Origin of the sequence: Verrucosispora sp. WMMD703, assembly GCF_049178935.1 — a bacterium.
Lineage (GTDB): Bacteria > Actinomycetota > Actinomycetes > Mycobacteriales > Micromonosporaceae > Micromonospora > Micromonospora sediminimaris.
Genome location: NZ_JBMHMM010000004.1, coordinates 250,582 through 272,375 on the forward strand (window position 1 = coordinate 250,582; position 21,794 = coordinate 272,375).

Here is a 21,794-nt window from a genome sequence, read left to right on the forward strand (position 1 = left end):
CGCTGTCACTTCTGGTTGAACGGGACGACGATCAGGCGAGCCTGTGCCTGCTCGCCGTTCACGGTGCCGGCCACGCCCAGCTTGGTGCCGACCTTGATGTCCGTGGCGGCGATCGACTTGCGCCGTTCGATCACCCGCAGTTCGTCGGTGAAGGTCCAGGTCCGGGTGAAGCCGTCGGTCGACTTGACCGTGATCTTGTCGTCGGCGAGGTCGGTCACCTCGCCGCGCTGCACGGAGACGGTCTTCGTGCCGCCGTCCTTGGTCTGCACCACGACGTCGCCGTGCAGGGTGTTCTTGCGCAGCAGCACCCGGGCTGCCCGACGCTTGCGCCACTCCTCGACCCGCTCCTTGCGCTTGTTCGCCGCGCTCGGGGTCGGCTCCACCGGCGCGGCCACGGTCGCGTCGGGATCCAGCTCTGCCGGGTCGAGACCGAGCGCGGCCAGTGCCTGGCCCTCCGCGCCCATCGCGGCGACCACCTCGACGGCGCTCTCCTGCATCGCGCCCCGCTCGGCCTGGCCCACCCCGCAACCGGCGGCGGCCAACGCGACCGTCACCAGCAGCGCGCCGGTGGCGGTGAAGGATCCCCTGCGTGCCATTCCTCGTCCTCTCGTCGGTGCCGGTCTGCCGGATCTCGTCGCGCCGCGTCACGGCCGGCGCGGATCCGTGCACCCAGCCTGGACCCGCCGGATGCGCCGACCGTCAGGCCGACGTTCGGATCAGGTAAGGGATCCCGGCAGCCGGATGGTGAACGCGGCCCCGCCCTCGGGCGCGTGCCCGGCGCCTATCTCACCGCCGAGCCGGCGGACCAGGCCGGCGGCGAGCGCGAGCCCGAGCCCGCTGCCGACCTTGCGTAGCCCTCGGTAGCGTTGGTGCAGCGCCCCGCGCTCGAAGGCCACCGTCAGGTCGTCGTCGGTCAGCCCCGGTCCGCCGTCGCGAACCTCGATCACGCCACCGGCGCCCGGGTCGGCACCGGCCGGTCGGACCGCCAGCACCACCGGCGCACCGGGAGGCACCACCCGCAGCGCGTTCTCCAGGAGGCCGTCGATCACCTGTCGGATCCGCCCCGGGTCGGTGTACGCCGGCACCGGCTGCCCCGGCAGCTCGACCCGGAACGTCACCCCTACCGAGGCGCACCGGTCCGCCCAGGTCCGACCGGCGTCAGCGGCCAGGCCGGCCAGATCCACCGGCACCGGTTCGAGGGGGAAGTCGACCGCCTCCAGGCGGGCCAGGGCGAGCAGATCGGTGACCAACCGGTCCAGGTGCTCCGCCTCGGCGAGCATGGTCCGGCCGGTGTCGGCCGCCGCCGACGATTCGATCACCCCGTCGGCCAGCGCCTCGGCGTAGCCACGGATCGCGGTCAGCGGGGTGCGCAGTTCGTGCGAGACGGAGAGCAGGAACTCCCGCTGTCGTCCCTCACTCGTGGCCAGCGCGGCGGCCAGCCCGTTCAACGCGTACGCCAGGTCGGCCACCTCGGCCGGCGACTCGACCGGCACCCGGACGCTGCGATCGCCGGCCCGCAGCCGGGTCGCGACGAGGGCCGCCCGGCGGATCGGCCGAGCCAGGCGCCGGGCGAGCAGGAGGCCCGCGACCGCGCCTGCCGCCAGCCCCGCCAGCAGCGGCAGCCAGAGGCCGCGCAGCACCTGACGCCACACGCCCGCCCCGAGCGGACGGGTCAGCACCACGCCGTCGCCGGCGGCCAGCGCCCGGCCCTCGACGAGTGCTCGTTGCCCGTCGACAAGCCGCCGGCCGGAGAAGTTCCGCCCGTTGGACACCCGCTTCACCACCTGGGGAGGCAGGCCGGCACGGTCGACAGCACCACCCGAGATCAGGTAGATGGTGGTGCCCTGGTTGCCGAGTTGGCGGATCAACCGCTCGCCGGCCAATTCCCGGACCCGACCGGGGCGTGCCCGCAGCAGCTCGGCGGCGACCTGGGCCTGCGCCGCGAGCGCCTGCCGGTCCCGCCGCTCGGCAGCGCGGACCGCCACCGGCACCGCGACCACCGCGGTGACCAGAACCGACACCAGGGCCACCGCACAGGTCACCAGCACCGCACGCGCGGTGAGCGTACGGCCGGGACGGTCAGCCATCGGCGGCGTACCCGACTCCGCGATGGGTCCGGATCACGCTCGCCGCGCCGAGCTTCGCCCGAACCTGCGCGACGTGCACGTCGACGGTGCGGGTGCCGGCGTGCGCCGCGTATCCCCAGACCGCGGCCATCAGCTCCTCCCGCGAGAAGACCCGGCCCGGCCGGCTCATCAGGTGGGCCAGCAGGTCGAACTCGGTGGAGGTGAGCTGCACCGGGACGCCGTCGGCGGTAACCGACCTGCGGTCGGGGTCGACGGTGACCCGGCCGAGCACGACGGGCTGCGCGACGCCGCCTGGCGGGCCGGCGGCCCGGCGCAGCACCGCCCGCAGCCGGGCGACGAGTTCGCGAGGGCTGAACGGTTTGGTGACGTAGTCGTCGGCGCCCAGTTCCAGGCCGACGACACGGTCCACCTCGTCGTCGCGAGCGGTGAGGAAGATGACCGGCGTCCAGTCGCCGGCCTCCCGCAACCGACGACAGATCTCGGTGCCGGCCAGCCCCGGCAGGGCGATGTCCAGCACGCAGGCCACCGGACGCAACCGGCGGGCCGCCGCGAGGCCGGCACTGCCGTCCCGTTCGACGTGTACGCCGAAGCCGTCCCGGCTGAGGTAGAGCCGGACCAGGTCGGCGATGCTCGGTTCGTCCTCCACCACGAGCACCAGCCCGCGTTGCGGGTTCTCGGCGGTCACTGGGCCATGATTGCCGATCGACGAGACCCGGCAGCGTCAGGCTGTGTTCGGATTCGGTAAGAAGACCCGGTCAGTGGGCCACGACGGGCTGGAAGGCACCCGGTCGGGCGGCGGGCGCCTCGGCGACGGTGGCCACGATCCGCGGCTGTGCGCTGCGTACGCGGGTGCGGAAGGCGTGATTGAGCAACGCGTCCAGCTGCCACACCTGCTTCGGCTGCTGGGTGCGGATCAGGAAGCGCTCGCGGATGCCGTCGATCGCGGTGGCGGCCAGCTCCACGCAGTGCAGGCGCGGGTCGGCGCTCCAGGTGACGTGGCTCAGCTCGCGGAGCTCCGTGTTGAGGTGCAGGCGAAGCCGATGCAGCACCCGGGTCTGCCGGGTGACCACCAGCCTCCGGTGGGTGAGCAGCAGCAGATAATCCCCGTCGACCGGTCGGTCGGGCCGGCTGCACCGGGTTACCAGGATGGTGGCGTCGCCGGAGCCCACGCAACGGCGGAACACCGGCATGTGCCGACTGGCGGTCTGCACCGCCAAGCCGGCCTCGGCCGCAGCCGGAAGGAACGTTCGGGAGAAGACGTCCATGACCTGCCCAACGACCCTGCCCCCACCGTGACATGGCCGACAGACATGCTTTCTGCAATTTCCACCCCACCCCACCTACCCACCGGCCCGCCCGACCGAGTTGATCAAGAAGTTTTGGTCGCCTGAGCGCCGAACGGAGACCAAAACTCCTTGATCAACCGGGATCGGTGGGGGGTTAGAGGAGTTCGAGGATGGTGGCGTTGGCCATTCCGCCGCCCTCGCACATGGTCTGAAGGCCGTAGCGGATGTTGTTGTCGCGCATGTGGGCGAGCATCGTGGTCATGATGCGGGCACCGGAGCCGCCCAGCGGATGCCCCAGGGCGATCGCGCCGCCGCGCGGGTTGAGCCGCTCCGGGTCCGCCTCGGTCTCCGCCAACCAGGCCAGCGGTACGGGGGCGAACGCCTCGTTCACCTCGTACACCCCGATCTCCTCGATGCCCAGCCCCGCGCGACGCAGTGCCTTCGCGGTGGCCGGAATCGGCGCGGTCAGCATGGCGACCGGGTCGTCGGCCGCGACCACGGCGGTGTGGACGCGGGCCAGCGGGCGTAGCCCGTGCCGGCTGGCCCACTCGCTCGTGGTGACCGCCAGTGCGGCGGCACCGTCGGAGATCTGCGAGGCCGAACCGGCGGTGACCACACCGTCGGGACGGAACGGAGTGGACAACTCGCCCAGCTTCTCCAGCGAGGTGTCGCGCCGGATGCCCTCGTCGACCGCGAACTTGCCGCCGTCGGCGAGCGCCACCGGGGCGACTTCGGCCTCGAACGCGCCCGCGTCCTGCGCGGCGGCAGCCTTCTCGTGGCTGGTCAACGCGAACTCGTCGAGCTGGGTGCGGGACAGGCGCCACCGCTGGGCGATCAGTTCCGCCCCGACGCCCTGGTTGAAGGGGAGCGGGGAGTCCTCGGCGACTCCCTCGACCCCTCGGTAGCGGGTCAGAATCTGCTCGCTGAACGGCATCCCACCGGCCACGCTGGCGCCCATCGGCACCCGGGTCATCGACTCGACGCCGCCCGCGACGACCAGGTCCGCCTGACCGGAGAGCACGGTGGCCGCAGCGAAGTGCAGGGCCTGTTGGCTGGACCCGCACTGCCGGTCCAGGGTGGTGCCGGGTACCGACTCGGGCCAGCCGGCGGCCAGTACGGCGTTCCGGGCGACGTTCCACGACTGTTCCCCGACCTGGGAGACGCAGCCCCAGACCACGTCGTCCACCTGAGCCGGATCGATCCCGGTGCGTTCGGCGAGGGCACGCAGGACGTGCGCGGACAGATCCACCGGGTGCACCGTGGCCAGGCTGCCCTTGCGCCGCCCGACCGGGGTGCGCACCGCACCGACGATAACCGCGTCACTCATGTTTACTCCCCGGTAACTTGGGCTGGTCCCGATCCTACGCCCACCCGGGTCGACCGCCACGCCCCCGCCCACGCGAACGCCGGGCGGCGCTCCGCGGCTGATGCCGGTGACCGGCGGCGCTGGCATGCTGGTGCCGTGGCGTACGACACCATCGCACAGCAGTGGCGGGTGCCCCTGGGCCTGCCGTTCCTCAAGCTGGCTGCCGCAGCCAGCGTGCTCGCCCTGGGGATCCTGCTCGCCGCGGGTGACCCGCTCCGGCCGGTGCTCGGCGGGTTGGCCGCGGCGGTTCTCACCGGGTGGGGCCTGCGGGATCTGGTCGCGCCGGTGCGGTTGGCGGTGGACCCGACCGGCATCACCGTACCGGCCGGGCTGCTGAGTCGGCGGCATCTGGCCTGGTCGATGGTGGAGACCATCCAGGTGCACCGCCGGTCCGGGCGCGGACTGGCCGGACCGACCCTGGAAATCGACACGGGCGATTCACTGCACCTGTTCAGCCGCCTCGATCTCGGCGCCGATCCGGCCGAGGTCGCCGACGCGTTGCGCACCGCCCGGGCGGGAAGCCCCGGCGGCCCCGGGTGATCCACGCCCTGGGCAGCCGATGTGACCGCTTCGCCGGTGCCGTGTCGGGCAGCGGTCAGCCCAGCAGCGCGGCCGTGCGTACCAGGGCCATCCCGAGCAGCGCCACGACGATGATCGCGCCGCCGCCGAACTGCACAAGGGTCCGGCGCGACCGCGGCGCGTAGGCCAGCACCAGCGCCATCAGCGCGCCGACCACCAGGCCGCCCAGGTGGCCGGCGATGGAGATCTGCGGCACGGTGAAGGTGAAGATCAGGTTGATCACGAGGATGGGGAGGATGGCCGAGGTGTCCCGACCCAGGCGTCGCATGATCACAAAGATCGCCGCGAAGAGGCCGAAGATGGCGGTCGACGCTCCCGCCGACATCTGGTTGGGCGCGCTGAACACGTAGACCGCGACGTTGCCGCCGAAGCCGGCGATGAAGTAGAGCGCGGCGAACCGCAGCGGCCCGAGCACCGCCTCCAGCGAGCGGCCGAGCACCCAGAGCGCCCACATGTTCAGCAGCAGGTGCACCACGCCGTAGTGCAGGAACATCGCGGTGATCAGGCGGTACCACTGACCCTCGGCGACACCGCCGATGGTGCCGTCGAGGAACATCGCCCGGCCCAGCACCGCACCCCACTCGGTCAACGGGGTGCTGCCGCCCATCAGCCCGCCGAAGCCGTTACCGCCGGCCGCCGCGTCCCCGCCCCGGTCGGAGGCGATCGAGACCAGCATCACCAGCAGGTTGAGGGCGATCAGGGTCTTGGTCACGTAACCGTGTCGGCCGACGACCCCGCCACCGAAGGCGGTTCGCGCCGGACGCACGCTGCGGCGTCCCTCCGACACGCACTCCGGGCACTGGAACCCGACGGACGCCTCGTTCATGCAGTCCGGGCAGATCGAACGGTCGCAGCGGGTGCAGCGGACATACGTTTCCCGGCCGGGGTGGCGGTAGCAGGCCGGCGTGGTCGGCGGGGACTCGCTCATCGCTGGCCCCAGACACCCGAGCGCTCAGTCATGCGAGCAAAGGTACCCCGAGCCGCCACTCAGGCGGGTCGAGGCGTACCCGGCGAAGTGCTGGCGGCCGTCGGCAGAGCGAAGACTGGTCCGGACACCGGTGGGGTGTCCGGACCAGTCTGCAAGCCGCCGGTCGCCGTCGACGTGCCCGAGCTGGCACTCGGCGATCTGGTCGACCAGACCATGAACCCGCACGGCGAGCCGGCCCTTCGGCACCGCCCGCAGACGCCCGGTCAGGCCGAGCGCTCGATCTCGACGCGCTCGATGACGACGTCCTGGAGCGGCCGGTCGCTGGGGCCGGTCGGGGTGTTGGCGATCGCCTCGACGATCTTCGCGGACTGCTCGTCGGCTACCTGCCCGAAGATGGTGTGCCGGTTGTTCAGGTGCGGCGTCGGCGAGACGGTGATGAAGAACTGCGAGCCGTTGGTGCCGGGCCCGGCGTTCGCCATCGCCAGCAGGTACGGCCGGTCGAACCGCAGCTCGGGGTGGAACTCGTCGGCGAAGGTGTAGCCCGGCCCGCCCCGGCCGGTGCCCGTCGGGTCACCCATCTGAATCATGAAACCGCTGATCACCCGGTGCGAGATGGTGCCGTCGTAGTACGGACCACTGCCCGGCTGCCCGGTCCGCGGGTCGGTGTACTCGCGGGTGCCCTCGGCCAACTCGACGAAGTTGCGGACGGTCTTCGGGGCGTGGTTACCGAAGAGCTCCAGCCGGATCGGGCCGGCGTTGGTGTGCAGGGTGGCGTAGACAGCCTCGGCCACGGGTACTCCTTATTCGTTGGTCAGTTCCATGCGGATCCTCCCATGTGCCCGATCTGGACATGCGGAGGCATCCGAAGGTGGAGGATGAGACAGAGCAACTCCCAGGAGGTGGGACCGTGTTTGGAAACTGGCGGCGAAAGACCCAGGCGCAGTTGGCCCGGGCCGAATTGAACCGCAGCATCGGTCACCTGAGGCAGGCCGCCACGCATGCCGCGAGGGGCGCCGGCGACACGGTCGGCCCGCGATTCCAGGCGGCCCGCGGTGCGGTGGCACCGACCGCCGTCGTGGTCCGGGACCGGGCATCGAACGGCCTCGCATCGACGGCCGCAGCCCTCGCGCCGCTTGCTCTGGCCGTACGTCACGCGCAGTCCGACGCGGCCGATCGGGCCGCCAAGGGGAAGAAGGCCGCGGTCGCCAAGCAGGCCGCGGTCAGTAGGAAGGCGAAGAAGATGAAGGCGAAGAAGAAGTCCCGCCGGAGCGGGACCATGGTCGGCCTGCTGGCCGCCGGTGCGGTGGCCGGGCTGGCCGGCGCGATGGCCCTGCGGCGGCACCGCGAGCAGCAGGAGTGGGCCGAGTACGACGCGGGTGCCGCGCTTGAGCCGATGCACGAGGAGGTGGAGACCATCGAGGTGCGTACGACCGGCCCGGCCGGTGCCGGCAAGGTCTCGACCGGAGCGGGCAGCTCGGCGGTGGCCAGCGGCGACAGCGCCTCCACCACTCCCACCGCGACCGCGCCGTCCGGGGTCGCCGCCACCGGGAAGGTCCCCTCGGTCGCCGAGGGTGCCCGCACCAGCAGCGGCCGCCCCGCCGACGACCTGAGCAAGGCCACCAACCACAAGTCCAACACCCGCGCCTGACCACTCCCCCTCCCGCCCCCACCCCCATCAAGGATGATCATGAAGTTGTCGCCGCGCACACCGATGTGTCGCGGCGACAACTTCATGGTCAGCGCAGCCAGCGACGCGGGCGGTCGGGGGAAGGGAGGGTCGGGTCAGAGCCAGTCGTTGCGGCGGAACCAGCGGTAGAGGGCCAGCGAGATGCTGAGCATCAGGGCCAGCACCACGGGGTAGCCGTAGGTCATCCTCAGCTCCGGCATGAAGTCGAAGTTCATGCCGTAGATGCCGGCGATCGCGGTCCACACGGCGGCGATGGCCGCCCAGGCCGCGATCTTGCGCATGTCGTTGTTCTGGTCGACCGTCACCTGGGCCAGCCGCGCCTGAAGGATCGAATTGAGCAGGTCGTCGTAGGAGTTGACCTGCTCGACGGTGCGGCTGAGGTGGTCCTGCACGTCTCGGAAGTAGCGGCGCACCTCCTTGGGCACGTCCCGGTTCATCTGCGAGGTCAGCGTCACCAGCGGCCGTTGCAACGGCATCACCGCCCGCTTGAACTCGACCAGTTCCCGCTTCATCTGGTAGATCCGCTGGATCCGGCCGCTGGTCTGGCGGTCGAAGACCTCCGTCTCCAGCACGTCCATGTCGTCCTCAAGCTGGTCGGCAACCTCCAGGTAGAGGTCGACGACCCGGTCCGTGATCGCGTACGCCACCGCCCAGGGACCGTTGAGCAGCAACTCCCGGCGAGCCTCCAACTCCTCGCGTACGGGCGCGAGCCGGCAGGCGTCGCCGTGCCGGACACTGACCACGAACTGCGGGCCGATGAAGAGCATCACCTGCCCGGTCTCCACCACCTCGGAGTTCTCCGTCAGCTCGGTGTGCTCGCAGTAGCGGGCGGTACGCAGCACCAGGAAGCTGACCTCGCCGAAACGTTCCAGCTTCGGACGCTGCTGGGCCTTGACCGCGTCCTCCACGGCCAGCTCGTGCAGCCCGTACGTGGTGGCGATCTCGGTCATCTCGGCCAGTTCCGGCTCGTGCAGGCCGAGCCAGACGAAGCCGGCCTCGGCGCTGCGAGCCGCGGCCAGCGCGTCGGCGTAGTCCCAGTCGCCGGCCTGCCGTTGACCGTCGAGATAGAGCGCGCAGTCGACCACCGCGCTACGTCGCCGGTCGGCCGACGGCTCACCCGACTGGGCTCCGTCCGAGCTGAGCCGGCGCGTCACGGCCCGCACGGGTGACCAGTTGCGGGGCCGCAGGGCGCGGCCCCCGGTGGCGCCCGCGTTCCGGTTGCCAGTGGTGGCCGGGCCGTCCGGGGAGGTCGTCCCCGCGCGTTGCGTCCGCTCCGTCATAACGCCCTCCCCCGCCGGCTGCGGTTTGCAGGTTACGCCGCCGCAGTGATCATGACCGGGCGGCAGGGGTGGCGCCGGACGGACCGGACCGCATCGGGGGGGGTGAGGGGGCGACCCGGCCCGCCCGGCGCCGTGGGGGCGGGGGTTGTGCGTACGCGTGGTGAGACGCTCGCAGCATTGTGGGCCCCGAGTCGCCTCAGCGGGAGACCCGGGCCGGCCGGTATCGCCGTACTGTCGGAAAGCCGACAGAAATTAGCCGCGCACCGCCTTCATCGCCTCGGCCAGCCGTCGAACTCCCTCGTCGATCCGATCCGCGGTGACCGCCGAATAGGCCAACCGGAGCGCGGACCGGCCGCCGTCGATCACGAAGTCGCTGCCCTTGACCACCGCGACGCCACGCTCGGCCGCCGCCGGGGCGAGCCGGTCGACCGCCACGTCCTCCGGCAACTCGACCCAGAGGAAGTAGCCACCGTCCGGCTCCACGAACCGGGCCTCCGGAATGTGCCGGCGCAGCGACTCGGCGAGGACCGTGGCGCGCTCGCCGAGGGCCGCCCGGACCGTCTCGATGGAACGCCCGATGTCCCCCGACACGCAGAACTGGTGCACGATGGCCTGGGACACCATGCCGGGCGAGATGTAGAGGCTGGTCGCCTTCTTCGCGATGTCGCCGATCAGGTCCGCCGGGCCCACCAGGTAACCCACCCGCACCCCCGGGCAGACGGTCTTGGTGAAGCTGGAGGCGTGCACGACCACGTTGCGGGTGTCCATCGACAGCATCGACGGCAGCGCCTCGCCCCGGAACCGGATGTCCGCGTACGGGTCGTCCTCGAAGATCGTGAAACCGAACTCCGCAGCCAGGTCCAGCAGCTCGCGGCGCTTCTCCAGGGACAACGTCACGCCGGCCGGATTCTGGTAGTTCGGGATCACGTGGGCCAGCCGAGGACGTACCCCGGACTCCAGCAGCTTGCGCAACTCGGCGGTGTCCAGACCGTCCGGCTGGATGGTGACAGCGTGCAGCTCACTGCCCATGTTCCGCAGGTTCAGCAGGGTGCGGTCGTAGGTGGGACGCTCCACCACCACCGCGTCGCCGGGGCGGACCAGGTGATCGAAGAGGAAGGCGTCGGCCTGCAACGATCCGTTGGTGACCAGCACCTGCTCCGCCTCGACACCGTGCTTCTCGGCGATCCACTTCCGGAGCGGGACGTAGCCGACGGAGGTGCCGTACGCGGTCACCCCGGCGGGGTCGGCGTCGAAGGCGCGGACGGCGGCGGCCTTGAGCCCCTCGACATCGACGATGTCCAGTGAGGGGGCGCCACGGGCAAAGGAGATCAGCTGCTCGGCGGTCATGGCTGTTCAGCGTACGGGCGGAGGTGGGACGTGCGCGGAAGGCACGGCGATGTCCGCATCCTGAGCCACCGGGTCGGGTGAACGGGCACGTCCGGTGGCCGACCCGCACCCGCCGACTGTGCGGCAGATCAGGCCGGAAGGCCGACCGGCTCGTCCTGCGGCCGGCGTGATGTCCCCGCGACCCGCAGGCCGAGCAGAGTCATCAGCTGCCCCCAGTCGAAGTAGGACCGCCAGGCGGCGATCCGTCCCCGTCGCACCCGGACCACGTCCACCACTTCCCAGGCGACGTCCCGTCCGGTGGGTGCGACGGTCCCGAACGGGGTGTGCAGCACGCCGGTGTGGGTGCCGGTCAGCAGGTGCTCGACCGCCGCGCCACCGGCCGTGCGTACCGCACCGAGCGGATCGACCCGCAGGTCGGGAAAGGCACCCGTCCAGGTACGCAGCAGGGCCGGCAACTCGGTCGGACGCACCGTGACGCCGGGCATGGCGTAACGCGCATCCGTCGCGTACAGCTCCGGCAGGCGAGCCACGTCGCGCCGCAGGAGCATCTCGTACTGCTGCTGGATCAACCGGTCCGCGCCACGCATCACGCCTCCCCGCGCGGGCACGATCGGCCCGCGCCCGCAACAGGGGCATTACCCGCCGACCGGCCCGCCCAACCCGGGACGGATCGATCGACCGCCGATCGGCGACCTGGTCAGCCGGTGCCGACCATCCGGCTGGCCGCCCACACCCGCATGATGTCGCGTACGGAGATGACGCCGGCGACCTCCCGACCGTCAAGGACGACCAGGTGCCGGAAGCCACCCCGGGCCATCGCCGCCGCCGCTTCCTCGATCGTCCATTCCGGCCCCGCGTAGACGACGTCCCAGGTCAGGTGGGCCCCGGTCCGTTCGACGTCGCAATCAAGACCGGCTCCGATCGCGTTGAGCACATCCCGCTCGGTCATGATCCCGATGCCCTCGGAATCCGGGTCGATCACCACCGCCGACCCGATACGGCGCTCCGACATCATCCGCGCCGCCTGCCGCAGCGTGTGCTCCGGACCGACCACGAGGATCTCACTGGACATAGCTTCCCGAACCTGCATGACACATCACCCCTTTGGGACGGCTGCACCCGGTTACCCGCAATGGTGAGCCCCGTAGGTTTCCAGGACAAGACCGGACATCGTCGCGGCGGGACGGTCGCGGTTACTGTTCTTGACGTGTCCACCGAGCCGCTGCGCTGCGCGGGAGCGCTGATCGTCGCCCCCGACGGACGCCTGTTCTTCCAACGCCGCTCGCCGCACCGGCGACTCTTCCCCAACTGCTGGGACATCGTCGGCGGGCACCTCGAACCGGGCGAGTCCGTGCACGACGCGCTGCACCGGGAGGTCACCGAGGAGACCGGCTGGCGGGTGTCCGAGGTGCTCGCCGAGGTCGGCGAGTACCGCTACGTCGGAGACGACGGCCTGGCCCGGATCGAGAGCGACTGGCTGGTCCGGGTCGACGGCGAGCTGACCGCGCCCGTACTGGAGGCGGGCAAGCACACCGAGTACCGCTGGCTCGGCCCCGACGACCTCGACCTGCTCGACGAGCACCGTGACGTCAACGACGGGTTGATTCGGCACATCGCCGAGCGGGCCTTCGCCGTGCTGCGGTCCATCGGTTCGTGAGCGACACGGTCGGGCTTGCTCCGCACCGGTACGCGGCGCTGGTGGCGCCCGCCGTGGACCGGGTCTTCACCGCGGCCATGCAGGCCGGTCGGCACGGCGGCGGGGCCGAGCTGAGCCAGCGGTACGGCGGACCGCCCGCCACCGGCTTCCTGGTGGAGCTGCGCACCCGGCTGGCCGTACCGGGTGGCACGGTCGACGGTCCGGGGTTCGCCGCGGTGACCCGCTACCGGGACCCGACCGCCTGCCGGCGCAGTCTTGACCGGCACGTCGCGTACGGCATGATCCACCGCCGGGCGGACGGCGGGCTTGCCGCCACCGAGCGGGGCCTGGCCTTCCTCGCCGAGCTGTACCAGGTGCACGCCGAGGTGACCGAGGAGCTGTGGGCCGGACACCACGACCGGGTGCTGCGGCTGGTGCAGGTCGCCGGCCGGCTGTTGAGCGCCACGCAGGGCGGCAAGGCATTCCACGCGGTGGCACCCCCGTACGAGCCGGACAGCGCCCCTCCCGGCCTGCTGCTGCTCAACCGGCTCGGCGCGCTGCGCTACCACCGGGCCGACGCACACGCCGCCGCCTGGGAGGCCGCCGGACACACCGCCGCGAGCATCGCGGAGCTGCCGAACGGTCCGCAGCGCCAGGCCATCGAGTTGGAGACCGACCGCCGAGCGGCCGGCCCGTACGCCGTGCTGACCGCCGAGGAACGGTTGACCATGCTCGCCGACCTGGCGGCGCTGCCCGGCTGACCGGGGTGCGCACCGGCCGCTGGCCGCTGACCGGCGGCAGCGCCGCCACGGGCGGCGCTATCCTCCTTCGGTGAACGCCGCGAGAACAGGAAACGATGCCGGCATGGTCGGAATGGTGCTGGCGGCTGGCGCAGGTCGCCGGCTGCGCCCGTACACCGACACGCTGCCCAAGGCGCTGGTGCCGGTGGATGGCGAGATCACCATCCTCGACATCGCGTTGCGCAACCTGGCCGAGGTGGGGCTCACCGAGGTCGTGGTGGTGGTCGGCTACGCCGCCGATGCCGTCCGCGAACGCCAGGCCGAGTTGGAGCGCCGGTACGGCGTCACGATCACCCTGGTGCCCAACGACAAGGCCGAGGAGTGGAACAACGCGTACTCCCTCTGGCTGGCGCGTGACTGGTTTTCCCGGGGGGTTCTGCTGGTCAACGGCGACACCGTGCACCCGGTGAGCATCGAGAAGACCCTGCTGGCCGAGCGGGGGCCGGGCGTGCTGCTCGCGGTCGACACCCTCAAGCCGCTGGCCGAGGAGGAGATGAAGACCACCTTCGACGCCGCCGGCCAGCTCACCCGGATCACCAAGCTGATGGACCCGGGCGAGGCGTACGGCGAGTACATCGGGGCCACTCTGATCGAGCCGCAGGTGGCCGAGGCGCTCGCCGACGCCCTGGAGGCGACCTGGCGGCGCGACCCGAACCTGTACTACGAGGACGGATACCAGGAGTTCGCCGACCGTGGCGGTGAGGTCCGGGCCGCGCCGATCGGCGACGTGGCGTGGGTCGAGGTCGACAACCACGCCGACCTGACCCGGGCGCGGGAGATCGCGTGCCGCTACTAGCCCGTACCGTCGCGACGCCGCTGTCGATCGAGGTCCGCCGGGGCGCGGTGGCCGACCTCGGCTCGCTGCTGGCCGACCGCCGGATCTCCAGCGGCGGCGACGTCGCGGTGGTGGTCGGCCCGGGTCAGGGCGAGAAGATCGTCGAGCTGTGCCGGCCCTCACTCGGGTCGGCCGACGTGTTCACGGTCGCCGGTGGCAGCGTCGACTCCGCAATCGAACTCGGCGACCAGCTACGCCGCCGCAGCTACGACGCCGTCGTCGGGATCGGCGGCGGGAAGACCATCGACACCGCCAAGTACGCCGCCACCCGCTACGGCATCCCGATGGTCACCGTGGCGACAAGCCTCGCCAACGACGGGATCGCCTCTCCGGTGGCGTCGCTGGCCCACGAGGGCGGCAAGGGTTCGTACGGGGTGCACATCCCGATCGCCGTGCTTGTCGATCTCGACTTCGTGGAGAACGGGCCGGACCGGCAGACCCAGGCCGGCATCGGCGACGCGGTGAGCAATCTCAGCGCCTGCGCCGACTGGGAACTGGCCCACCAGGTGCGCGGTGAGCCGATCGACGGGCTGGCCGTGACGCTGGCCCGCACCGGGGCGGAGGCCCTGGTCAACCATCCCGGCAAGATCACCGATGACGGGTTCCTCACCACGCTGGCCGAGGCGCTGATCCTGGGCGGCATCTCGATGTCGATCTGCGGTTCCAGCCGGCCGGCCAGCGGCGGTGACCACGAGATCTCGCACGCCATCGACCACCTCTTCCCGAGCACCGCCTCGCACGGGGAGCAGGCCGGGCTCGGCGCGTTGTTCTGCACCTTCCTCCGGGGCGACCTGGAACGGTTCGGTCAGCTCGCCCGCTGCCTGCACCGGCACGGGCTGTCCACCCGACCCGCCGACCTCGGGCTCACCGACGAGCAGTTCGTCGAGGCGGTGGCCTTCGCCCCGCACACCCGGCCCGACCGTTACACGATCCTCGAACACCTGGCGCTGTCCGCCGACGACCTTCGTACCCGGCTGGGAGACTACGTTGACGCCCTCCGTGAGCACCTTGGCTGAGCCGTCCCACCCCACGGTCGCCGACTTCCACCGGGTGAACCGGGGCGGTGGCCTGTTCAGCGAGTCGGTCAGCCAGTGGATCGGCGCGGTCTTCGCGCTTGTCGCCCAGCGTCTCGGGCTCCGGCCGACCGCGCTGACCATCACCAACCTGCTGCTCGGGCTGGCCACCTCGGTCACCGTGGTTGCCCTCGCCGGCCCGGTCGCCGCCGGGGACGTGCCGGCTCCGGTGGTCGGGCTGGTCGCGCTCTTCGGCTGGCAGATCGCGTACGCCCTGGACTGCGCCGACGGTCAGTTGGCCCGGGTGACCGGGCAGGGCAGCGCGGCGGGCGCCCGGGTCGACGTGCTCTGTGACGTGGCCGCCCAGATCGCCCTGGTCGCCGCCCTGTCCGCCACCGCCGTGGCGCAGCAGCCGGCAACGCCGACCTGGCTGGTGGCGGCCTTCGCCGGTACCTGGATGGTCAACCTGGTCACCTCGGTGATGCAGTCCGGCCCGAACGCGGCCAGCATGGTCACCTCCACCAGCCTGCCGGTACGCCTGGTCAAGCTGGTCCGCGACTACGGCGCGGTGATCTTCGTGGCCGCCCTGGTGCTGGCGCTCGCCCCGGCGCTCACCCTCTGGGTCATGATCGCCTTCACCGCCGTCAACGGCGGTTTCCTGCTGGCCAGCATCGCCTTCTCCGCCCGCGCCAGCCTCCGCTGACCGAGGGTCGCGGCACCCGATGCGCGAGATGCGGGATGTCGCGGCTTCCCATCGCCGGGAAACCGCGACATCCCGCAAACTGTGCCCGCCGTCAGCGGCACAGGTCGGCGTAGATGTCGATCAGGCGTTTGGTCACGGCGTCCGGGTGGAAATTGCGCTCGTAGCGCAGCCGGGCGGTAGCCGAGAGCGCCGAGGCGCCGGCGGCGGCCATCGGCAGGGCGGCGGCCAGGGCGGCCGGATCCGGTGGCACGACCCAGCCCGCCTCGCCGGTCACCACACCGGCCGGCACCGCTGACCCGGTGTCAAGACCATCGCGGGAGGGAGCCGATGAGCCGGCCACGGAACCAGAGACGACGGGGGCGGAGGCTGAGGCGACGGCGGCCGGGCCGGTGCCGGCGGGTTCCCGGGGGGTGTCCGCGCCGACCAGGTACGGGATGCCGCCGAGCGCGGTGCCGAGCACCGGCCGACCACTGGCCAGCGCCTCGATGATCACGGTAGGCAGCACGTCGTGCCAGGTGGATGTCGCCAGCACCACGGCACTGGCGGCCAGCGCCTGCCGGACGCCCGCCCGGTCCAGCGGGCCGAGGTAGGTGACGTCGGAGCGCTCTGCCGCCACCGCTTCGACGAGTGGACGCAACTCACCGTCACCGGCGATCCGCAGCGGCCCGAGCGTGCCGTCGGGGTGCCGACGCCAGGCCTCCACGAGCAGGTCGAGACCCTTCTCGGGAGAGAGCCGGCCGAGGAACAGGAAACCCTGGCCGAGCGGTGCGGGCGTGCCCGGGTCGGGAATCCCGTTCGGTTTCACGACGATCCGCGAATCGGGAATGCCGTAGTCCCGCAGGTGATCGGCGACCGCCGTGGTCAGGGCGATGAACCGGTCCACCGACTTCCAGGTGCCCCGGTGCACGGCCAGGGTGGTGGCCATCAGCGCGCTCTGCGCCCGGGACCCCCGGTAGCAGCGGTGCACCACCGCTGGCACGCCCAGGGCCCGACCCCGGCAGTCCTGACAGATCACGCCGTCCCGGAAGTACAGCCCCGATGAGCAGACCTGCCGGTAGTTGTGCACCGTCTGCACCACCGGCACCCCGTGCCGGTGCGCGGTCCGCACCACCCAGGGCGACAGCAGGGGGTACGGGTTGTGCAGGTGGAGCACGTCCGGTCGGTGCTCGGTGAGCAGCCGACCCAGTTCCTGCTGGGCGCGGGGCGCATAGATCGGGGAGATCGGGAGCAGCGCCTTCGCCGTCTTCGGCATCGCCGGAATCTCGTCGGAACTGCGCAGGAACGGCAGCACCTCCACCCCGGCGGCGGCGAGCTGGGTGATCTCGGCGTCGACGATGGTGTTCTCACCGGAGGGCTGAGCTTCCCGGTACCGGTTGTGCGCCACCACGATTCTCACGGGAAAGAAGGCTACCGTTGGACGATGCCCGAACTACCGGAGGTGGAGGCGCTCGCCGGTTACCTGCGACAGCGCGCGGTGGGCCGGCGGGTCGACCGCCTGGAGGTCGCCGCGATCAGCGCCCTGAAGACGTACGACCCGCCGCCGACCGCCGTCGCGGGCCGGGCGGTGACCGACGCGCGACGGTACGGCAAGTTCCTCGACGTGGTCTTCGACGGCGGGCTGCACCTGGTGGTCCACCTGGCCCGCGCCGGCTGGCTGCACTATCGGGAGGCGTTCGCCTCGGCCGTTCCGTTGCGACCCGGCAAAGGGCCGATCGCGATCCGGGTACGCCTCGACGACGGCTCCGGCTTCGACCTGACCGAGGCCGGTACGCAGAAGAAACTCGCCGCCTACCTGGTGACGGATCCACAGGCGGTGCCCGGGGTGGCCAAGCTCGGGCCGGACGCGCTCTCGGCCGACCTCGCCACTTTCGCCGGTGCGCTGCGTGGCCGCCGGGGCCAGGTCAAGGGGGTCCTCACCGACCAGGCGGTGCTCGGCGGGGTCGGCAACGCGTACTCCGACGAGATCCTGCACGCCGCGAAGCTGTCGCCGTTCGCGTTGACCGACCGGCTGACCGACGACCAGATGGCGACCCTGCACGCGGCGACCCGCCGGGTGCTCGGCGACGCGGTGACCCGGTCGCTGGGGCAGCGGGCCGCGGAGTTGAAGGGCGAGAAGCGGTCCGGCCTCAAGGTGCACGCCCGCACCGGGCTGCCCTGTCCGGTCTGCGGAGACACCGTCCGGGAGGTCTCGTTCGCCGACTCCAGCCTCCAGTACTGCCCGACCTGCCAGACCGGCGGCAAGCCCCTTGCTGACCGAAGGTTGTCCCGACTTGTACGGTGAGTAACACCACTCGCTGATTACGGAGCGGAATCGGACGCGCGGTGCGCAACCACCGGTCCGGCGCTCTACCCGGGCCGTCATCCATCGGTATAGTGGCCCGGTCCCCGGCCTAAGAAAGGCGTGGGGCCGGCCAGATCCCAGGCGGTAGGTGGCCGCCGCGCAAAGTCCCTCGGGTCGGCAACGGAACGGAACTCGCGTGGGAAACTGGAACGGTGGGCGACCCGGGCGGTCACGGCGAGTGAACGCGGCGGGGCATGCGGGAGGACATGAGTGAGGTGACGACCAGCCTCCAGCGCCCGGTGACCAACGAAGGCCGGAGCAGACTCGTGCGGCACGTCGACAGCTTCGAGATCCAGCCGCCGAACCCGCCATCCCCGAACGGCGTACCCCGATCGGCGTGGGCCCGGGCCCGGCGGCGCGTGTCGCGCTGGCACCGGCCCTACACGGCGATCCTGCTGCTACTCGACTTCGCCGCGGCGGCCTTCGCCAGCTACACCGCGATCCGCACCTTCGACCAGGCCACCGCAGGTTTCCATCAGGCGCAGAACGACCCGACCTGGTTCTACACCGTCGCGTTCCTGCTGCTGCCACTCGGCTGGCTGGTCATCCTCTGGTTCAACGGCGCCTACGACCGACGCTGTCTCGGGCTCGGGCCGGACGAGTTCAAGCGGGTGATCCGGGCCGGGGTGACCGTCTGCGCGGCGGTGTCGTTCCTCGCCTTCGCCACCAAGACCGACCTGTCCCGGTTCACCGTCGGCACGGCGTTGCTGCTGGCGTTGCTGCTGATCCTGCTGGGACGGATCCTGACCCGTTTCGTGCTGCACACCGTCCGGCGCAACATCCAGCAGGCGGCGCACCGGATGGTGCTGGTCGGTACCCTGCCGGAGTGCCTGGAGGTGTACACGGCGGTCACCCGCACCCCGGCCGCCGGGTTGGTTCCGGTCGCCATCCACATCACCGACGGTTACGCGGCGGCCAAGGGCGTGCAGACCCCGGTTCCGGTGTACGCGGGCCGCGACGTGCTGGCCCTGGTACGCGAGGTCGGCGCGGACACCATCGCGGTCTGCGGCTCGGCCAGCGCTGAGCCCGGTGAGCTACGTCGCCTGGCCTGGCAGTTGGAGGGCTCCGGCGTCGATCTGGTGGTGGCGCCGCAACTGACCGACATCGCCGGCCCCCGGGTGCACATCCGCCCGATCGAGGGCCTGCCGCTGCTGCACGTCGAGGAACCCACCCTGTCCGGGCCGGCGCTGCTGGCCAAGAACATGATGGACCGCGTCGCCGCCGGGCTCGGCCTGCTCGCGCTGATCCCGGTCTTCATCGCCATCGCCATCGCCATCCGGATCTCCGATCCGGGTCCGGTCTTCTTCCGCCAACCCCGGGTGGGGCACGAGGGGCGCACGTTCCGGGTGTGGAAGTTCCGGACCATGTACGTCGACGCGGAGGACCGGCTGGCCAGCCTGGTCGACCAGAACGAGACCGACGGCATGCTGTTCAAGATGAAGCAGGATCCCCGGGTCTTCCCGGTGGGCCGCTTCCTGCGCGCCTCGTCGCTGGACGAACTGCCGCAGCTGATCAACGTGCTCAAGGGTGAGATGTCGCTGGTCGGGCCGCGTCCGCTGCCCGCCGACGATGGCGACTTCCTGGGTGATGTGCGACGCCGGCTGCTGGTCCGCCCGGGTATGACCGGGTTGTGGCAGGTGTCTGGCCGCTCCGATCTCTCCTGGGACGAGGCCGTCCGGTTGGACCTGTACTACGTCGACAACTGGTCGCTGGCGTACGACCTGAGCATCCTGTGGCGCACGGTCGGCGTGGTGGTGGCGCGCAAGGGCGCGTACTGACCGGTGCCCACCCCTTTCCCGCAGCGTCCGCAACCAGCAGGATCGTCGACGTGGGTGGCAACATATCCGCCGTGATCGGCGTCTTCTCCCTGGTCAGTGTGCTGGCCGGGGCGCTGTTCGCGGTCGGCCGGCTACGCGGGCGGCGCGGCATCGCCACGCCCGGACAACGGGCCACCTACGAGGTACTGCACACCGCCGGGCTGGCGGCCGAACCCCTGCGGGCCGGGCTGAACCCGGCCGGCGCGGCAAAGGCCGCCCGCCACCTGCGCACCCTGGTCGGCGCGGAAGGGCTGGCGTTGACCGACACCGACGACCTGCTCGCGCTCGACGGACGCGGCGCACACCACCGGGACCAGCTGCGGACCGCCGCCCGGCGGGTGATCGCATCCGAGCGCTCCACCGTGCTGGGCGAGGCGGAGCTGACCTGCGACCGGATCGACTGCCCGGTCCGGGGCGCGGTGGTGGCCCCGCTCGGTGGGGCGTCCGGCCGGATCACCGGCGCGCTTGTCGCCGTCACCGACGGCGCTCCGGCGCCCGGTCTGGTCCAGGCCACCCTGGAGACCGCCCACTGGGCCGGCAGCCAACTGGCCCTGGCGGAGCTGGACTCGTCCCGGGAGCGGTTGGCCCGGGCCGAGGTACGCGCCCTGCGCGCCCAGATCAGCCCGCACTTCATCTACAACGCGCTGACCGCGATCGGTTCCTTCGTCCGCACCGATCCGGAACGGGCCCGGGAGCTGATCCTGGAGTTCGCCGAGTTCACCCGGTACTCGTTCCGGGCGCACGGCGAGTTCACCACGCTGGCTGAGGAGCTGCGCTCGATCGACCGCTACCTGACCATTGAGCGGGCCAGGTTCGGCGACCGGCTTCAGGTGCGGCTCCAGATCGCCCCCGAGGTGCTGCCGGTGACCCTGCCGTTCCTGTGCCTGCAACCACTTGTCGAGAACGCGGTTCGCCACGGGTTGTCGCGCAAGCCGGGCACGGGCATGGTGAGCATCGAGGCTCGGGATGCGGGCGCTGAATGCCACATAACGGTGGAGGACGACGGAGTGGGGATGGATCCGGCCACGCTGACCGCGGGAATCGCCGAGCTGGCCGGGTCGACCGGCGACCCGGGGGACGATCCGGGCCAGCACGTCGGGTTGTCGAACGTCGACGAGCGCCTGCGCTCGGTCTTCGGTGACGGTTTCGGCCTGGTCGTCGAGACCGGTGTCGGCTCGGGTACGAAGGTGAGCATGCGGGTGCCGAAGTTCCACCCCGGCGTACGGGCGGGTTCGTGACCGGCTCCGGCCCGGCCGCCCCCACCGGCTTCCTGCGGGTGCTGGCGGTCGACGACGAGCCACCGGCGCTTGACGAGCTGGCGTACCACCTGCGGGCCGATCCCCGGGTGGCCCGGCTGTACACGGCCGGCGACGCCACCGAGGCGCTGCGGGTGCTCCGCGACGACGACGTGGACGTGGTCTTCCTGGACATCCGGATGCCCGGCCTGGACGGCATGGAGCTGGCCCGGGTGCTGCGCCGCTTCGCCCGCCCTCCGGCGATCGTCTTCGTCACCGCGTACGACGACGGTGCCGCGGACGCCTTCGACGTGGGCGCCACCGACTACGTGCGCAAGCCGGTACGCGCCGAGCGGCTGGCCGAGGCGCTGCGCCGGGTGGTCGGCTCGCGGGTGGTGCCCACCCATCCCGCCGCGCTGGCCCGGGCCGAGGAGGATCCCACCATCCCGGTCGAACTGGCCGGCACCACCCGGATGCTGCCCCGGTCCGCCGTGCGGTGGGTCGAGGCACAGGGCGACTACGCCCGGCTGCACACGGCGGACGGGTCACACCTGGTGCGGGTGTCGCTGGCCACACTCGCTGAACGGTGGGCCGACGCCGGGTTCGTCCGGATCCACCGGTCGTACCTGGTGCAGCTCCGGCTGATCGCCGAACTCCGCCTGGTCAACTCCGGCTACGTGGTGGTCATCGACGGTACCGAGCTGCCGGTGAGCCGCCGGCACACCCGGGAGCTGAAGGACAAGCTGGTCCGGGCCGCCAAGCAGGAGTGGAGCCGCTGATCGGCGGCGTTGTCCACCGGGTTGTCCACAGGCCCGACTCGTTGTCCACACCGTTGTCCACAGGCCGCTTGACAA

At 71.6% G+C, this 21,794-nt stretch carries 22 protein-coding genes and 1 pseudogene; 11 read left to right on the plus strand and 12 right to left on the minus strand.

Annotation, left to right across the window (positions count from 1 at the left end):
* Nucleotides 1-5: 5 nt before the first annotated feature.
* From ACN26Z_RS01710 to ACN26Z_RS01730, 5 genes and pseudogenes are all read right to left on the minus strand, one after another.
* Nucleotides 6-596 carry a hypothetical protein gene (locus ACN26Z_RS01710; RefSeq protein ID WP_093410754.1) on the minus strand — a complete coding sequence of 197 codons (591 nt, stop codon included), beginning with the start codon at nt 594-596 and terminating at the stop codon, nt 6-8.
* 103 nt (nt 597-699) lie between these two features.
* A pseudogene (locus ACN26Z_RS01715) lies at nt 700-2,078 on the minus strand (sensor histidine kinase); the annotation flags it as partial.
* 1 nt (nt 2,079) lies between these two features.
* On the minus strand, nt 2,080-2,772 hold the full coding sequence (locus ACN26Z_RS01720) for a response regulator (protein WP_421459690.1): 693 nt from the start codon (nt 2,770-2,772) through the stop codon (nt 2,080-2,082).
* A gap of 70 nt (nt 2,773-2,842) precedes the next feature.
* The gene (locus tag ACN26Z_RS01725) at nt 2,843-3,352 is read right to left on the minus strand and encodes a hypothetical protein (RefSeq protein WP_421459692.1); all 510 of its coding nucleotides are present in this window, start codon (nt 3,350-3,352) and stop codon (nt 2,843-2,845) included.
* Between the two features lie 175 nt (nt 3,353-3,527).
* Nucleotides 3,528-4,700, minus strand: coding sequence for a thiolase family protein (locus tag ACN26Z_RS01730; RefSeq protein WP_421459694.1), 1,173 nt, complete (start codon nt 4,698-4,700; stop codon nt 3,528-3,530).
* A 135-nt stretch (nt 4,701-4,835) separates the two neighbouring features.
* Between ACN26Z_RS01730 and ACN26Z_RS01735 the strand changes: the two genes are divergently transcribed.
* Entirely contained in the window at nt 4,836-5,279 is a 444-nt protein-coding gene (locus tag ACN26Z_RS01735) for a PH domain-containing protein (RefSeq protein ID WP_232511459.1), read from the plus strand.
* A 55-nt stretch (nt 5,280-5,334) separates the two neighbouring features.
* Here ACN26Z_RS01735 and ACN26Z_RS01740 read toward each other — a convergent pair whose 3' ends face one another.
* Both ACN26Z_RS01740 and ACN26Z_RS01745 read right to left on the minus strand, forming a co-directional pair.
* On the minus strand, nt 5,335-6,246 hold the full coding sequence (locus ACN26Z_RS01740; protein ID WP_421459696.1) for a rhomboid family intramembrane serine protease: 912 nt from the start codon (nt 6,244-6,246) through the stop codon (nt 5,335-5,337).
* Nucleotides 6,247-6,509: 263 nt separating this feature from the next.
* Nucleotides 6,510-7,037: a peptidylprolyl isomerase gene (locus tag ACN26Z_RS01745; RefSeq protein WP_093410764.1), complete on the minus strand. Its 528-nt coding sequence runs from the start codon at nt 7,035-7,037 to the stop codon at nt 6,510-6,512.
* 59 nt (nt 7,038-7,096) lie between these two features.
* On the opposite strand from ACN26Z_RS01745, the gene ACN26Z_RS01750 reads away from it, so the two are divergent.
* Nucleotides 7,097-7,894, plus strand: coding sequence for a hypothetical protein (locus ACN26Z_RS01750; protein WP_282236400.1), 798 nt, complete (start codon nt 7,097-7,099; stop codon nt 7,892-7,894).
* A gap of 134 nt (nt 7,895-8,028) precedes the next feature.
* Here ACN26Z_RS01750 and corA read toward each other — a convergent pair whose 3' ends face one another.
* The 4 genes from corA to ACN26Z_RS01770 all read right to left on the minus strand — a co-directional run bounded on the left by corA (nt 8,029) and on the right by ACN26Z_RS01770 (nt 11,650).
* A complete protein-coding gene (gene corA / locus ACN26Z_RS01755; RefSeq protein WP_421459698.1) occupies nt 8,029-9,213 on the minus strand; it encodes a magnesium/cobalt transporter CorA in 1,185 nt (394 codons plus the stop codon).
* A gap of 252 nt (nt 9,214-9,465) precedes the next feature.
* On the minus strand, nt 9,466-10,560 hold the full coding sequence (locus tag ACN26Z_RS01760; RefSeq protein WP_093410768.1) for a PLP-dependent aminotransferase family protein: 1,095 nt from the start codon (nt 10,558-10,560) through the stop codon (nt 9,466-9,468).
* Between the two features lie 128 nt (nt 10,561-10,688).
* Entirely contained in the window at nt 10,689-11,147 is a 459-nt protein-coding gene (locus tag ACN26Z_RS01765; RefSeq protein WP_093410771.1) for an ester cyclase, read from the minus strand.
* Nucleotides 11,148-11,257: 110 nt separating this feature from the next.
* Complete coding sequence (locus ACN26Z_RS01770; RefSeq protein ID WP_093410774.1) at nt 11,258-11,650, minus strand: cyclic nucleotide-binding/CBS domain-containing protein; 393 nt, start codon at nt 11,648-11,650, stop codon at nt 11,258-11,260.
* Nucleotides 11,651-11,767: 117 nt separating this feature from the next.
* Between ACN26Z_RS01770 and ACN26Z_RS01775 the strand changes: the two genes are divergently transcribed.
* The 5 genes from ACN26Z_RS01775 to ACN26Z_RS01795 all read left to right on the plus strand — a co-directional run bounded on the left by ACN26Z_RS01775 (nt 11,768) and on the right by ACN26Z_RS01795 (nt 15,547).
* Nucleotides 11,768-12,217, plus strand: coding sequence for an NUDIX domain-containing protein (locus tag ACN26Z_RS01775; protein ID WP_282236399.1), 450 nt, complete (start codon nt 11,768-11,770; stop codon nt 12,215-12,217).
* On the plus strand, nt 12,214-12,957 hold the full coding sequence (locus ACN26Z_RS01780) for a hypothetical protein (protein WP_282236398.1): 744 nt from the start codon (nt 12,214-12,216) through the stop codon (nt 12,955-12,957). Before ACN26Z_RS01775 ends, ACN26Z_RS01780 begins: the two co-directional genes overlap by 4 nt.
* Before the next feature lie 103 nt (nt 12,958-13,060).
* Nucleotides 13,061-13,792 (plus strand): sugar phosphate nucleotidyltransferase, encoded by a 732-nt coding sequence (locus ACN26Z_RS01785; RefSeq protein ID WP_093410780.1) that lies wholly within the window; start codon nt 13,061-13,063, stop codon nt 13,790-13,792.
* Nucleotides 13,780-14,847: an iron-containing alcohol dehydrogenase family protein gene (locus ACN26Z_RS01790; RefSeq protein WP_093410782.1), complete on the plus strand. Its 1,068-nt coding sequence runs from the start codon at nt 13,780-13,782 to the stop codon at nt 14,845-14,847. The genes ACN26Z_RS01785 and ACN26Z_RS01790 overlap by 13 nt, the downstream gene beginning before the upstream one ends.
* Entirely contained in the window at nt 14,831-15,547 is a 717-nt protein-coding gene (locus tag ACN26Z_RS01795; protein ID WP_282236397.1) for a CDP-alcohol phosphatidyltransferase family protein, read from the plus strand. The genes ACN26Z_RS01790 and ACN26Z_RS01795 overlap by 17 nt, the downstream gene beginning before the upstream one ends.
* A 91-nt stretch (nt 15,548-15,638) precedes the next feature.
* Here ACN26Z_RS01795 and ACN26Z_RS01800 read toward each other — a convergent pair whose 3' ends face one another.
* Complete coding sequence (locus tag ACN26Z_RS01800) at nt 15,639-16,943, minus strand: glycosyltransferase family 4 protein (protein WP_421459702.1); 1,305 nt, start codon at nt 16,941-16,943, stop codon at nt 15,639-15,641.
* Nucleotides 16,944-16,967: 24 nt separating this feature from the next.
* On the opposite strand from ACN26Z_RS01800, the gene ACN26Z_RS01805 reads away from it, so the two are divergent.
* From ACN26Z_RS01805 to ACN26Z_RS01820, 4 genes are all read left to right on the plus strand, one after another.
* Nucleotides 16,968-17,828, plus strand: a complete 861-nt coding sequence (locus ACN26Z_RS01805; RefSeq protein WP_093410788.1) for an Fpg/Nei family DNA glycosylase — start codon at nt 16,968-16,970, stop codon at nt 17,826-17,828.
* 266 nt (nt 17,829-18,094) lie between these two features.
* Entirely contained in the window at nt 18,095-19,666 is a 1,572-nt protein-coding gene (locus ACN26Z_RS01810) for a sugar transferase (RefSeq protein WP_421459705.1), read from the plus strand.
* A gap of 50 nt (nt 19,667-19,716) precedes the next feature.
* Nucleotides 19,717-20,943 carry a sensor histidine kinase gene (locus ACN26Z_RS01815; RefSeq protein ID WP_093410790.1) on the plus strand — a complete coding sequence of 409 codons (1,227 nt, stop codon included), beginning with the start codon at nt 19,717-19,719 and terminating at the stop codon, nt 20,941-20,943.
* Entirely contained in the window at nt 20,940-21,719 is a 780-nt protein-coding gene (locus ACN26Z_RS01820) for a LytR/AlgR family response regulator transcription factor (protein WP_282236394.1), read from the plus strand. The genes ACN26Z_RS01815 and ACN26Z_RS01820 overlap by 4 nt, the downstream gene beginning before the upstream one ends.
* Nucleotides 21,720-21,794: the final 75 nt, after the last annotated feature.

Excerpts from the sequence above, each read along its gene's own strand:
- ACN26Z_RS01710 (WP_093410754.1), bottom strand. The coding sequence starts at position 596 with ATGGCACGCAGGGGATCCTTCACCGCCACCGGCGCGCTGCTGGTGACG.
- ACN26Z_RS01725 (WP_421459692.1), bottom strand. The coding sequence starts at position 3,352 with ATGGACGTCTTCTCCCGAACGTTCCTTCCGGCTGCGGCCGAGGCCGGC.
- ACN26Z_RS01730 (WP_421459694.1), bottom strand. The coding sequence starts at position 4,700 with ATGAGTGACGCGGTTATCGTCGGTGCGGTGCGCACCCCGGTCGGGCGG.
- ACN26Z_RS01740 (WP_421459696.1), bottom strand. The coding sequence starts at position 6,246 with ATGAGCGAGTCCCCGCCGACCACGCCGGCCTGCTACCGCCACCCCGGC.
- ACN26Z_RS01750 (WP_282236400.1), top strand. The coding sequence starts at position 7,097 with ATGCGGAGGCATCCGAAGGTGGAGGATGAGACAGAGCAACTCCCAGGA.
- corA (WP_421459698.1), bottom strand. The coding sequence starts at position 9,213 with ATGACGGAGCGGACGCAACGCGCGGGGACGACCTCCCCGGACGGCCCG.
- ACN26Z_RS01760 (WP_093410768.1), bottom strand. The coding sequence starts at position 10,560 with ATGACCGCCGAGCAGCTGATCTCCTTTGCCCGTGGCGCCCCCTCACTG.
- ACN26Z_RS01765 (WP_093410771.1), bottom strand. The coding sequence starts at position 11,147 with ATGCGTGGCGCGGACCGGTTGATCCAGCAGCAGTACGAGATGCTCCTG.
- ACN26Z_RS01770 (WP_093410774.1), bottom strand. The coding sequence starts at position 11,650 with ATGCAGGTTCGGGAAGCTATGTCCAGTGAGATCCTCGTGGTCGGTCCG.
- ACN26Z_RS01785 (WP_093410780.1), top strand. The coding sequence starts at position 13,061 with ATGGTCGGAATGGTGCTGGCGGCTGGCGCAGGTCGCCGGCTGCGCCCG.
- ACN26Z_RS01805 (WP_093410788.1), top strand. The coding sequence starts at position 16,968 with ATGCCCGAACTACCGGAGGTGGAGGCGCTCGCCGGTTACCTGCGACAG.
- ACN26Z_RS01810 (WP_421459705.1), top strand. The coding sequence starts at position 18,095 with ATGAGTGAGGTGACGACCAGCCTCCAGCGCCCGGTGACCAACGAAGGC.